The 13,657-nt window shown below is 48.7% G+C and carries 10 protein-coding genes; 3 read left to right on the top strand and 7 right to left on the bottom strand.

The annotated features are described in order from the left end of the window. Positions 1-268: 268 nt before the first annotated feature. Positions 269-1,459 (top strand): hypothetical protein, encoded by a 1,191-nt coding sequence (locus F605_RS0103385; protein ID WP_022864506.1) that lies wholly within the window; start codon positions 269-271, stop codon positions 1,457-1,459. A 207-nt stretch (positions 1,460-1,666) separates the two neighbouring features. Beyond that, on the top strand, positions 1,667-4,219 hold the full coding sequence (locus tag F605_RS09660; protein ID WP_162138269.1) for an MMPL family transporter: 2,553 nt from the start codon (positions 1,667-1,669) through the stop codon (positions 4,217-4,219). 37 nt (positions 4,220-4,256) lie between these two features. Here the strand turns inward: F605_RS09660 and dnaB are convergent, their stop codons facing one another. Beyond that, the gene (dnaB, locus tag F605_RS0103395) at positions 4,257-5,582 is read right to left on the bottom strand and encodes a replicative DNA helicase (protein WP_022864508.1); all 1,326 of its coding nucleotides are present in this window, start codon (positions 5,580-5,582) and stop codon (positions 4,257-4,259) included. A 233-nt stretch (positions 5,583-5,815) separates the two neighbouring features. Between dnaB and F605_RS0103400 the strand changes: the two genes are divergently transcribed. Next, entirely contained in the window at positions 5,816-7,129 is a 1,314-nt protein-coding gene (locus F605_RS0103400; RefSeq protein WP_022864509.1) for an MATE family efflux transporter, read from the top strand. A gap of 137 nt (positions 7,130-7,266) precedes the next feature. On the opposite strand, the gene rplI is transcribed toward F605_RS0103400, so the two are convergent. The 6 genes from rplI to dnaA form a co-directional block, all read right to left on the bottom strand. After that, complete coding sequence (gene rplI / locus F605_RS0103405) at positions 7,267-7,728, bottom strand: 50S ribosomal protein L9 (RefSeq protein WP_022864510.1); 462 nt, start codon at positions 7,726-7,728, stop codon at positions 7,267-7,269. A 15-nt stretch (positions 7,729-7,743) separates the two neighbouring features. After that, complete coding sequence (gene rpsR, locus F605_RS0103410; protein ID WP_022864511.1) at positions 7,744-7,986, bottom strand: 30S ribosomal protein S18; 243 nt, start codon at positions 7,984-7,986, stop codon at positions 7,744-7,746. A 44-nt stretch (positions 7,987-8,030) separates the two neighbouring features. Continuing rightward, a complete protein-coding gene (locus F605_RS0103415; protein ID WP_022864512.1) occupies positions 8,031-8,606 on the bottom strand; it encodes a single-stranded DNA-binding protein in 576 nt (191 codons plus the stop codon). A 20-nt stretch (positions 8,607-8,626) separates the two neighbouring features. Next, a complete protein-coding gene (gene rpsF, locus F605_RS0103420; RefSeq protein ID WP_022864513.1) occupies positions 8,627-8,911 on the bottom strand; it encodes a 30S ribosomal protein S6 in 285 nt (94 codons plus the stop codon). 212 nt (positions 8,912-9,123) lie between these two features. Beyond that, the gene (locus F605_RS09665; RefSeq protein ID WP_022864514.1) at positions 9,124-11,556 is read right to left on the bottom strand and encodes a transglycosylase domain-containing protein; all 2,433 of its coding nucleotides are present in this window, start codon (positions 11,554-11,556) and stop codon (positions 9,124-9,126) included. A 457-nt stretch (positions 11,557-12,013) separates the two neighbouring features. Next, on the bottom strand, positions 12,014-13,426 hold the full coding sequence (dnaA, locus tag F605_RS09670) for a chromosomal replication initiator protein DnaA (protein ID WP_022864516.1): 1,413 nt from the start codon (positions 13,424-13,426) through the stop codon (positions 12,014-12,016). Positions 13,427-13,657 lie beyond the last annotated feature (231 nt).

A 13,657-nucleotide genomic window follows, 5' to 3' on the forward strand; every position in this document is an offset into this window, starting at 1 on the left:
TCTCTAGAAACCGACCTAAAGATGCTGGTATTAATAAACAGGAATTTTAGGGCGTGTTTTCAGTGCCAGCCATTGACTATTATTGCCTGAACCAGGGCGCGACTCTAAACTTGAAGGCACTGGTAGCTTTATATTAGAAGTTTACTTAACTATTTGCTAAGAGAGTAGGGAGAAAAATGTCGTCCCCAAATTATCCCTATCCGCCCAGCAATCTACCGCAGCCAAATCCGCAGCCACCACTAAATCAATAAGGTATTGGAAGGGGTCTATGCTCCCATATTCAACCGCCAACTTCCCTATTCAGCCCCTAATGGAGCATTCCTTTATGGCACTGGTAGGTGCGGCCGCCTTGATAGTGGTGGCCACGCTGCTGGTGGTATGGACCATGGTTTTTTACCAAGGTTCCTCCCGCTCCCCCATCCTGACTTTTAGTGCGCGTCGCCACGAGAATTTATACCGGCTACTGGCTGCTTACCGTCAGCGGCTGGTTGGTCTGGGAGCTGATCCTCGATACGTGGCTCTAGATGCTACCGCTCGCCAAGTCGTCCTCGGCAAAATTTTAAAAAATCTAAGCGAACAGTATTACCGAACCGCCGGTTGGGGAAACTATCACCCGCAACAGCTGCTAGCTACAGACTGGCCAGAACTGGCTGCCCTGATTTCGGCGTTATCCCATCCCGGACAATTCCTAGGACAAACTCCTAGGCAAGGGCGCACCCCGGCCTCCCCCAGCGACACTGCCGCGCTAACGGCCGCGCTCTCCCAGATTAGCTACCGCAGTGAGCTCCACGTCCACGCTTTAAATACTCGCCAGAACCTGATTATCAAGCCTCCTCGTAGATCCCGATTTTGGATAGTACCCGTAACGTTAACTGTGCTCTGCCTGCTAGTTATTTCCGGGCTGCAAACCCAAAGTTGGCTACTAGAACAACAGGCGGTATATGCAGACCGCCAGGGGGATCCTTCCTTGGCGCAAGATCTGCGTCTACGCCAAGCCGACTCCCGCCTGCTAGCCGATCGGTGGCTAGTTAACTACAACTTGGGAACCACCTATCTAAATGCCGGGGACCTGCAAAATGCTAACAAGTATCTTTCCCGTGCTAGTAAGAAAATGCCATTCGTTCTAGAAACCAAGATGACCGAACCCCAAGCCGTATTGGCTGGCTGCCAAGTGAACTACAACCTAGCTGCAGTGATGTTAAAAACCAGTGCGGAACCCGAATCCACCGATGTCTTAGTCCAGGCTGCTCAACTACTGGTTTACTGCAATCACGAGGCTCTGAAAACTCGCCAAAAATACTGGAAACTGGAGAGAGGTACTCCCGCTACTAGTAAGGTTTCTGCCAGTTTGAAGCGGGTAGCAAAAGATAGTGATTCCCTAATAGAGCAGATTAAAAAACAGGGAGGTAGCGATTTTCGGATGCCTTCCGCTTCCTGGCTTGAAGATTTTACTTCCTAAAAGCCTCGCTTTATCCCCAGTTCCCACAGCTTGCTACCAATAATGCCACCTAGATTGTTACTTTTCCCAGCTATCAAAGTATCAATTATCCAGATGAACCAGTACCTCACCTGCAGTAACAGAGTTAAATTGGGTCCGCTCTAAAATCTTTACCTGATTTGGCTGCACTCGGACGCCAGAACCAGCACAATTGAAAGCATGAAACGGATGAAGCACTTTTGGTGGGGAAAACACCCGGGCTTCATCGTGACCATCTGGTTGCTAACCGTAACTCTCGCCATCGTCGCGGTATTTTCGGGTCTGGGGGGAAAACCGCTATTTGAAAGGCTAATTACCCCCCAGCCAGCCAGCCCCGCTTCGGAATCAACCATGGGCAAGAAGCTGTATGAACAAGCCCACGGCGATACCTATCCGGTAACGGCAGTAGTTGAAATACCAGATTTAGAAAAACATGCCGATCAGATTGCAAAAATGCTCCGCCCAGTACACGCGGATCTGTTGCAGGTAAGTAAGGTAAAACAGATTGCAGATCCCTTTATCGCCTTTGACCCCCAGCTACCCGCCGGGAAAAAAGCTCAAGAACAAATCGACCAAGCATTAATGCAGGCATTAGCGCAGGGCAAAACCCAGGCAGAGCATGTCGCTAGAGCTAAGGGAGCTAGCGGCCAGCAATTAGAGAAAGCAAAACAGCGCGCCGAAAGGGAGGTTAAAAAAGCTTTCAGCAGTCAGCTACCCCCCGCTTGGAAAACTATCCAGTCCAGTGAACTCCAGCAGCTGATTGCCGAGGACGGAAAAACTTTCCTGATCAACGTACAGTTAACTGCCAGTGGCTATGACCAGGTTGACCCAGATGCCCGCGACCAGGTAGCCCGGATTTTAGAGGAAATACCTGATTATTTTTCAGGTTCTAACGTTACTGCCACCGTTAATGTAGTAGATAACATCGGTTTACAAAATGCTGCCAATGGGCAAGTCAAAGCCGATATGTTACGTGGAGAAGGAATTTCAATTCCAATTTCTCTGCTGATCATGACCATAGTTTTCGGGGGAATGTTAGCTGCCTTGCTGCCGTTAATGGGAGCCGGGGCTGCCATTGGAATCACCTTAATGCTGATCCTGGCACTGACTTATCTGATCACTGTGGAATCATTCGTAGTAAATATTGTTTCTTTCCTCGGGCTGGGGCTATCGATTGACTACGGATTACTAATCGTGTCCCGTTACCGTCATGAACTGCATAAACGTGGTATTCATGGCCAGGAAGATACCTTAATTTTTTACCCTCGCTTCCTGCAATTATTGGTTGCTTCACGGCGCGAAGGTGACAGAAAAATTGGTGTCGCCACTCGTAAGGATTACCGCACCCAACTCCTGCGTGCCCGCAAACCCTATCTTGAGGCCCTAGATAAAACTATGGACACTGCCGGCGCCACGGTTTTCTTTTCGGCTCTTATTGTCTCCCTCGCGATCCTGGGGCTATGCATCTTCCCGCTACCATTACTGCGTCTGATGGGCATCGGCGGGGTGTTAGTAACCATGCTGGCGATGATTTCTAATATGACTTTTTTGCCTGCCCTCATGATGCTGTTCGGACCGAGCCTGGCTTCTCCCTCCAGGTTTTCCCATTGGATGAACTGGATACGCCGCCATTTACTGCGTCGTTCCCGTGAGCGCTCCGAAGACGATCCCTCTCCCGTTTTTCGCGCCGTATCAACTTTCGTTACTCGCCGTCCCTGGCCGGTGCTAGTAGTGGTAACCCTAGTGTTAGTGGTGATGTCCCTTCCGCTCTACCAGATGCAAATGCGTTCCTCCGCGGTAGAATCGATGCCGCGGTCAATCCCGCAAATCGGGGCATTATGGGATATGTGGGAACGCTTCCCCGATTCGACTAACCCGCAAATCCGTCTGGTAGCCAAAACCACCCCGCAAAAATTGCAAACTTGGGCAGAAGAAAAAGTAGAACCACTATCCCACGTGAAACGAATTCGGCCCGCCGAAGACCTGAAAATCGATGGCCAACAATACGCGGCTCTGGATGTGTACACAAAGGAAAAAGATGCCTTTGCCGCGCAAGTGAAACAGGAAATGCAAGAGGTACGCCAGTTACCTGCCCCCTTTAAAATTTGGGTCACCGGTGAAGCTGCACTACAAACCGATTTCCAAGATACCCTTTACGAATACGCTTCTTACGTGTTTGCGGTAGTTGCCATCACTACTTACTTAATGTTGTTCCTGATGACCGGAGCGTTGTTGCTACCACTGCAAGCCTTGATATTAAACATGGTTTCCCTAATGTCTTCCTTAGGGGTAGCCGTATGGGTTTTCCAATATGGTCACGGAGAGAAATTACTTGGATTCACTTCCTTGGGCGCAGTGGAATCTTATGTAGTGGCGATCGTGTTTTGTTTCGGTTTTGGCCTGTCAATGGATTATGAAATGTTCCTAGTCTCGAGGGTGAAAGAAATCTGGGATGAAACCGCAGATAATAAGCGGGCAGTTCGCGACGGGCTCACCCATTCGGCCTCAACTATTACTTCCGCAGCTCTAATTCTGCTAGTGGTTTTTCTCGGTTTTACCACCGGAGGTATCCAAGCCATAAAACAGATCGGATTTACTTTGGCGGTGGCAGTCGCCCTAGACGCTACTTTGGTACGCATGGGACTAGTACCGGCGATTATGGCTATCTGCGGAAAAGCTAATTGGTGGGCTCCCAAATGGCTGCGTTCTTTCCATTCTCGCCTACCTCTTCCTGGGCACTAGGACGGGTCAAGGACGAACAGGCGACGCTAGCAGAAACTTACTCACGGGCGGGATTACCGAACTTAGACAAACGCCCAAGGAAAGTAAGAGGAATGGTTGCGGTGGGACCGTTGCGGTGTTTAGCCACAATCACATCTGCCTCCCCGGGACGATCTTCCTGATCATAAACTTCCGGGCGGTTCAGCAGCATTACCACATCCGCATCCTGTTCCAACGAACCAGATTCTCGCAGGTCAGCAAGCATTGGCTTATGTTCAATTCGTTGTTCGGGACCGCGGTTTAGCTGGGCGACTGCCACCACCGGGATTTCTAATTCTTTAGCTAGCAATTTTAAAGAACGAGAAAATTCCGCCACTTCCTGTTGCCGCGACTCTACCCGCTTACCGGAACTCATCAACTGGAGGTAGTCCACCACTACCAATTTCAAATCATATTGCTGCTTGAGCCGTCGGCATTTTGAACGTATCTCCGGCATAGTCATATTCGGAGAATCATCGATATACAGCGGAGCCTGGGAACAGCGGGACAATACCTGCGCTATTTTTGTCCAATCCGCATCCTCTAAATCTCCCGCGCTGAGCCGAGACATAGACACCCCGGATTCTGCGGAAATCATGCGCCGCGAAATCTCGGTTCCGTCCATTTCTAGACTAAAAATAACGGAAGTAAGTTCGTGATGGATAGCCGCGTTTCTACAAAAATCCAGCGCCAAGGTAGATTTACCCATTGCCGGGCGAGCGGCCACAATCACCAATTGACCGGGGTGTAGGCCATGGGTGAGGTTATCTAACTGATAAAAACCGGTAGGAACTCCGGAAGACATTCCTCCATTTTTTTGCAGTTCTTGCAGTTCGGTTACGGTTTCATCTAAAAATTCGGTGATGGGCCGGTAGTCTTCGCTATCGCCACGTTCACTGACTGCATAGATTTCACTTTGCGCCTGGTTGATAAGTTCATCTACGTCGCCGCCATCATCAGCGTAACCCAGTTGCACCACCCGAGTACCCGCTTGCACCAGGGAACGCAGCTGCGCCCGCTCGCGCACGATTCGGGCATAATATCCCGCGTTTGCGGCAGTAGGAACTCCGGAGATTAGTTGGTGTAAATAGGGGGCGCCCCCAATTCTTTCCAAGTCACCGCGGCGTTTTAATTGGCCGGCTACGGTCACCGCATCTACCGGTTCACCGCGCCCAAATAGATCCAAAACCACTTCGTGGATGGTCTGATGCACCGGCCGATAGTAATCTTCTCCCCTGATCGTCATAGTGACATCCGCAATCGCATCTTTGGAGAGCATCATCGCTCCCAATACGGATTGTTCAGCGGCAATATCTTGTGGAGGTGTCCGATCAAAATCTGCCATCACAACCTCCTAGAAACAATTTCAAACTCTTCGATTGTGCCATATTTTGGCGACAGACCCCGAAAACCCCTGTGGAAAACTCGCTAAATTTCGTGCAGACGGTGTTAATAACCTGTGGAAATATAACGGAAAATGTGGGTAGCGAGTAACGCCAAGTTTATAAACCAGTTACAAACTGGGAAACTACTAACAGAGTTATTCACAGATTGTGTATAGAAAATAGGGGAAGATTCGTGGAAAAGCCTAAAAAAACTAGCCTAAACCGCAAGATTTTGGCTCTGGCTTTGCCCGCTCTCGGATCCCTAATCGCCGAACCGCTTTTAACCATGGCTGACTCCATCCTGGTTGGGCACGTAGGAACCCCTGATTTAGCGGGGTTAGCTATCGGTTCCACCGTACTTACCCTGGTTGTGGGAATCTGCGTATTCCTCGCCTACACCACTACTGCGGTGACGGGCAGAGCCATGGGGGCTGGTAAACGCGCGGAAGGTCTTCGCCTAGGTATTCAGGGAATGTGGTTAGGAGCGCTTGTCGGGGCGACACTGGCGGTAGTGTTGATAGTTTTCTCCCCCCAAGTCATTGGCTTTTTCGAAGCTGAGCCGCAAGTAGCGAGTTTGGCACGGAGCTATTTGACGGTATCGGCTCCCGGACTCATCGCCATGTTATCCGTTTTAGCTGCTAACGGGGTATTGCGGGGACTATTAGATACCCGCACTCCCCTCCTGGTTACCACCAGCGCAGCAATCCTTAACGTACCGGTATCTGCCTTCTTAATTTTCGGCTGCTCTTTCGGGGTAGCAGGCGCCGGCGCGGGCACCGCCATTTGTCAGTTCTTTATGGCTATTTGGCTGTGGATAGTGGTGATTAAGAAACTGCGCGCCGAGGGAGTATCGCCGCGCCCTGATCTAAAACTAATTTTCCGTTCCGGGCTGCACGGATTACCGTTAGTTCTCCGCTCACTCTTCTTGCAGGCTGCCATCGTAGTCACCACTTGGCAGGCGGCTCGCCTAGGGGCAGTAACGTTGGCGGGCTATCAGATTCTAAAAACCCTATGGACCCTCGCAGCATTCGGCTTAGATGCTTTAGCGATCGCCGCTCAGGCGCTTCTTGCCAATGCCCTTGGTGAGGGCGACCAGCAAAAAATCCGGGTTTTAATCGCCCAATTAAACCGTTGGGCGCTAGTATCTGGCACCTTGATTGGTCTGGTATTTGCGGCCACCTCTGGGTTATCGCCGCATCTTTTTACCAGCGATCCCCAGGTATTAGCAGTTATTGTCCCCGCCATCATCGTGGTGGGTGTTATGCAACCGGTTGCCGCCTTAACTTACATTTACGATGGTTACTTGATCGGTGCTGATGATACTAAATACCTGGCAAAAGCGATGGCAATAGTATTTATTGCCTATCTACCAGCAGTTTTACTAGCTAACTTGCTACCGACAGGAGCCATAGCTTTAGCCGGACTATGGGCTATCTACGGGGTGGTTTTCATCGGTGGGAGAGCCCTCTCACTTTGGCTGCGCATCCGCACCGACGCTTGGCTCTAGCAGCTATTAAATAATTGCCTTTACTGCTGGCAGCTATCTAGTTTAATAGCCGATAAAAATAAGAAGTCGGGTGGGCGAGATTAATACCTCGCCCACCCGACTTCTTATTAGCTAAGCGCTGCCTAGTAGGAATTTACCTACTTGCCGCCCTCAACGTTTACAAACAGTTTGGCGCTAACATCATCATGCAAATTGATTTGAATCTGATATTTTCCAACCGCTTTGATCGGCTTTTCAATAATAACTTTGCGCCGGTCAATGGTTTGCCCAATCTGTTCTTTCACCGCATCCACCACGTCCTGGGTGGAGACTGCTCCGAAGAGCCGGCCGGAATGCCCAGCTCGCTTAGAAATTACCACAGTATTGTGGGCTTCAATCGCATCCCGTACTGCCCGGGCGTCCTCTACGTTAGAGATTTCCCGGCGCCGGCGCGCCCGAATCATTTCGTCGATCTGCTTTTGGGCGCCCTTAGTCCAAGGGTGCGCCATTTTCCGCGGTACCAGGTAGTTGCGAGCATATCCGCGAGCTACGGTTACTACGTCACCGGAAGATCCCAGCCCCGGTACATCCATATTCAAAATAATTTTGGCTGTTGCCATGACTAGACCCTCCTATCAGCGACCAGAACTTGTGTAGGGAAGCAACGCCATTTCCCGGGCATTCTTAACTGCTTTAGCGATGGCGCGCTGTTGCTGTACGCTAACTCCGGTAACCCGGCGCGAACGAATCTTTCCGCGATCGGAAATAAACTTCCGCAAGAACGGGGTGTCTTTATAGTCGATTTTTTCAACCGGCATATTACGTAGCGGATTAGCCTTTTTCTTTATTGGCTTCGCGCGAAGAACTTTCTTCGCCATATTTTCTCCTTAATGGTGTGACCCTAAGGTCTTATCCTGAAACTTTAGAACGGCGGCTCGTTGTCGCCGTCGTCATCGCTGGTGGCAGGAGCAGCCCAGGGATTATCATCCGCAGCTGGTTGCGCCGTCGCCATAGAACCTGTTCCCAGGTTCTGGGCAGCGCCCTGATTGAATCCGCCACCTTGATTGAAATTGCCGGCTGGAGCGCCTGCGCCAAATCCGCCCTGTCCACCCTGATTGAATCCGCCTCCACCTGAGCGCGGAATCCGGGTAACCTGGGCTTGCGCATAACGCAAGGAAGGACCAATTTCATCGACTTGAATCTCTATTGAGGAACGATTCTGTCCATCCCGTTCCCAATTGCGTTGCTGCAAGCGACCGTGAACAATCACTCGCATCCCTTTGGTTAAAGATTCAGCGATATTTTCGGCCATTTCCCGCCACGCAGAACAGCGCAAGAACATGGCAGTGCCATCTTCCCACTGTCCAGATGCGCGATTATAGGTTCTGGGAGTGGAGGCCACGGTAAACGAAGCCACTGGTACCGATTGCGCGGTGTAGCGCAGCTCGGGATCTGCAGTCAGATTCCCAATAACCGTTATCTGGGTTTCTCCAGCCATCTTTTTTCCTCTCCGCGACCTTAATCGCGCCGCAACAACTTGGTACGCAAAACTGATTCGTTTAGCGACAGCTGCCGGGTTAGCTCTTCAGCAATCTGCGGGGTAGTGGTCATTTCAATAACCGCATAGATCCCTTCAGAGTATTTTTCAATCGGATATGCGAGGCGACGTTTGCCCCAAATATCGGTCGCGTCTACGCTTCCCCCATTAGCAGAAATCACGTTTAGTAGTTTCTCTAATGCCGGGGCTACGGTGCGCTCATCGATTTCGGGATTCAGGATCACCATCATCTCATATTTACGCATCTCAACCCACCTCCTTTGGTCTAACGGCCACGGTCCTTCCGTGGCAGGAGGGCTTATGCATACGACCCGAAGGTCGCACTACAGGATAACTTAGTTCGAAGTGCTATTTCTAGCCGTTATCTAACATTGTTAGGAAACGCTCGTTTTAAGCCACCAGCGGTGAAATTAACCGTTTATGGTGACTTTACGATTATTCCCAGCACCCCGCTACCCTACGGGCTAGGAACCGGCTGGGAAGGAGACGGTGAAACCGGCGGAGGGGAACTTGCACTCCGAGAAGTACTTGGAACTGTAAGCGGGTTACCTACGGTTTCTGGAGGGGGAGCTGAAGGGACTTCCGCAGTTTTATAGGGCGTATTCTTTTCGCTCGGTTTCACCTGATATTTACTGTTTTCGGCGGAAAATAAGGGTTCCGGCGCCAAATCTTTTACTGCCTTCTTCATATAAGCCAACCATAACTTTGCTGGCCAAGTACTACCGGTTACTTCTCTCACCCCACCGAAGGGGGTAATCGATTCTTCTGCTCCATTTTTCCCTACCTGATACATGGACACTGCGGTGACCATCTGCGGTACATAACCTACGAACTGGGCGGAGCGGTTATCATTTGAAGATCCAGTTTTCGCTGCTACGGGCCTACCTAGCCTTCCGGCGGTATCGCCGGTCCCCCCACTTTCAGTTACTGCCGCGAGGGCCTTGGTTAACTCGGAAATATTTTCTTCCTCAAACTGCCTATTACCAGCAGTATCAGCTTCGTAAAGAATATTGCCTGACGAATCAGTAACTTTTTCAATAATATGAGCTGTTCGTCGGATCCCCCCGGTAGCGAAAGTAGTATAGGCCTCTGCAATCTCTATATTATGGGGAGAACTAGTTCCCAACACTCCCAAAATCGAGTTTTTATCCAAACCCACAGTGTCCTTGGAATAACCAGCGGCAATCGCCACCTGCCGGGTAGTGTCCATTCCGATTTCGCTATTTAACCGGACATAGGCAGTGTTAATCGAATATTTAGTAGCCTTCAAAAGGTCTACTTCCCCATAGGAGGCGCCTCCGTAGTTACCTACCCAGGCATCCTCTACTTTCATTGGTCCCGAACCATTGATACGCTCAGATAATTTGTGCCCATGTTCTAAGGCAGCTAACAGCGCAAATGGTTTAAAGGTTGACCCGGCTTGAGCTACATCCTGAGTTGCCGCATTCCGCTGAACTTTTTGATAATCTTCTCCCCCATATTCGGCTATTACCGCCCCAGTAGCGGTATCTATAGAGGTTGCGGCCACTCTTAATCCTGCGGGTTTTTGTTCCGGGAGGGTATTTATTGCCTCCTCCAACATTTTCTGTTTCTCGGGATCAATAGTGGTATAAATTTTGATCCCCGCCCGATCAATCTCATCTTCGTTATAGCCGATTTGTTTTACCAATTCCTGTCTTACATGCTGCAAAAGATACCCGGTAGTTCCCTTAAAATAGCTACCTTCTTGTTTCTTTTCCTGCACTTGCGGGAATACAGCGGCGTCCTTGTCGCTCTTTTTGATCATATGGTCAGTAGCCATGAGATTTAATACCCGCTGCCAACGTTGCTGGGCTTTTTCCGGACTAACTAGCGGATCCCAAGCATTAGGGGCGGGAATAATCCCGGCAAGTAGCGCTGATTCTGATAGATTCAGATCTTTAGCACTTTTACCAAAATAGGCATTAGCTGCTGCCTCTATCCCGTAGGCACCCCTACCAAAATAGATGGTATTCAGGTAATCATTAAGAATTTTTTCTTTAGGTACCTGCCTATTTATCTTCAATGCCAATATGGTCTCTTTAAATTTTCCGGTATATCCCGTATTTTTCCCGGTGTAATAGTTCTCTACATATTGTTGGGTGAGGGTAGAAGCTCCCTGGGTGGGCCGTCCTCGCACGTTATTCCAGAGGGCGCGGGCAATACCTTTAATATCAATCCCACTATTTTCATAGAAAGTGCGGTCTTCGCTGGCTACTACGGCATCACGAATATAGGTTTTTTCAAAAGACTTAGTATCTACGATGGTACGGTTGCGTTCCGCAAACTTTCCCATCATCTTATTACTATCTCCCCAGTAGACGGTGGTGACCTGGGCATTAGCAAATTTTTGAGCCTCGGGTACTTCCAGGCGATAGTAGGCAATCAAAAAGGTAATACATCCGGCAATAATCGCCACCAAAATTAGCCCGGTTACTAGGCCCAGGATTCTCTTTACCCACAGACCAACTCTGCTGCGAACGGGATTGTTTTTAACCTTAGGGTGCTTTTGTCTTGAAGTTTTATTGCTGGTAGCTGGCTTAGTCTTTTTATTGTTTATTCCTTTGACAGCCGCCTGACTTTTAACCCTATTTTTAGTCTGAGGAGACTTTACCGGAGATTTTGCATTTTTTGCGGAAGTGGAACGGGGCTTTCCAGCACTCTGCGGGATACTTGGCACTTTACGGGCAGCACTGGCACCTGGTTTAGTAGGGTGCCGATATTGATCCGGGTTTATAGGCGCGAAAATACGTTGATCCCCTGCTTGTGCCCGTGCCTGGAGTTGCTCTTTTTCATGTTTGCGGCGCTCAGCTCGAGAGGAAAACTTCTGCTCTCCGGCTTTGTTGCCACGCGATGAGTGCTTTTCGGTCATAAGTACAGGTTAGCTTAGTAAAAGGGTTGCGCTACTCAAATTTCATAGGTAATAGCAACTTTTATTTGAGGTTGCTTCCCGGCCATGGTGAATTATTTAAAAATTTTTATTTTTTATTTTTCTAGCAGTCATCACTACCTAGAATTCTCGGGATTATTATCTAAAGATGCAGCATATAAAGGTTTTGAACTTGTGAATTGGTAGTTAGATTTCTGGGGATGGTTTTGGGGACAGAGAAATATCTAGCAAGTTATTCCCGGTTTATGAACAATTTTGTAGTCACGATCCCCAGATATACACAGGGTTATTCACAGGTGTGGAGAAACCAGCTCTAACCTGTAGTCATGAGAACTACATTTTTGTAGTTTTGCTGGTAGATGTATTTAAAAATAAAGGTAAAAAATCACTCAAAAGTTTCCTTAGGTAATGGGGTGGTTGAGTAAATCTATTGACTAAATCACTTTGAGTGGCGGGCGGCTTGGCGAATTTGGTTGGTTAATTCATTAACGTGATCAAAAATTTGGGGTTTGGACTTCATAAGTTGGGTGATCTTCTTATTGGCGTGCATTACCGTAGTGTGGTCGCGTCCTCCGAATTCCTTACCGATCTGCGGTAATGATAGCTCGGTAAGTTCCCGGCATAAGTACATGGCGATCTGGCGCGCCTCGGTTAGAGAACGTGAACGCGAAGGAGAGCATAAATCGTTAACGGTGGTTTCAAAATATCCAGCTGTTTGTGCCTTAATCAGAGCAGGGGTGATTTCTTGATCATTGGGATCAGAAACAATATCTTTAAGCACCATTTCTGCTAGCTGTAGCGTCAAGGGTTGTTTAGTAAGGGAAGCGAAAGCAGTAACCCTAAGGAGGGCGCCCTCTAGTTCGCGGATATTGATAGTAAAACGCGAGGCGATATAGGCCAAGACTTCCGAGGGAGCTTCCACTTTTTCCTGACGAATTTTGTTACGCAAAATAGCGATGCGAGTTTCTAAATCAGGAGGCTGCACATCGGTTAAAAGACCCCACTCAAAACGAGAACGTAGTCGCTCCTCGAATCCTTCTAATTTTTTGGGAGGAACATCGGAAGTAATAACTACCTGCTTGTTGTCATTATGTAAGGAGTTAAAAGTATGGAAAAACTCCTCAATAGTTTGTTCTTTTCCCTGCAGGAACTGAATATCGTCAATCATCAAAATATCGATATTGCGATAGCGCCTTTGGAATTCGTGGGCGCTGCCTTCGGAGACGGAATTGATGAAGTCGTTAGTGAATTCCTCAGAGTTTACATAACGCACCTTGATATGGGGATAAAGGTTAAGTGCATAGTTACCGATGGCGTGGAGTAAATGAGTTTTACCCAGCCCGGAACCACCGTAAACAAACAGGGGATTGTAGGCTTTGGCCGGAGCCTCCGCTACCGCGATCGCAGCGGCATGAGCGAAGCGATTAGAAGCGCCAATTACGAAGGACTCAAAAGTATATTTCGAGTTTAGACGACTTTCAAAAGGTTTTTTTACCGAGGAAGCGGGAGTAGATTTAGCGACGGTAGTTTCAGTCTTTTGGGGAAGAGGAGCAACCGTTTGTTGCTCGGAAGGATTAATGCTTTGTCCAGTATCCAGGGAAGGATCTACCGAGACCGCCAAAATTACGTCGCGAGAGGTAGCAACCGATAGTGATTCTCGTAAAAAAGGAGCTAAGCGGGTTTCAATAATTGACTTCGAATAGTTATTGGGAGTGGCAATAATAATGGTGTTTTCGTAGGTAGTTAAGGGTTTTGACATTCTTACGAAGGCCAGATCGGCTTGACCTACCTGTGGATTTTGTTTTAACTGTCGGATCGCGTCTTGCCAGACTGACTGTAGCGAACTTGACATCAGTTTCTCCAAAATTTCTAAACATCAATGTGACAGGCCACCCCCACGATGGGGATAGTAATGATTCTAGGATAAAAACAGGTTATCCCCAATCTGGGGAAAAGATTGTGGATAACTTACGTGGTTGTAGTTTTAACTCCGAATCCCTTCCCGCGTGCAAAAACTAGAGAAATTGAAATTTTTAAAAATAAAAAATTAACATCTTACAGCTTTGTAGTTTTTCTAAGTTCC

Origin of the sequence: Varibaculum cambriense DSM 15806, from assembly GCF_000420065.1 — a bacterium.
Classification (GTDB): Bacteria; Actinomycetota; Actinomycetes; order Actinomycetales; family Actinomycetaceae; genus Varibaculum; species Varibaculum cambriense.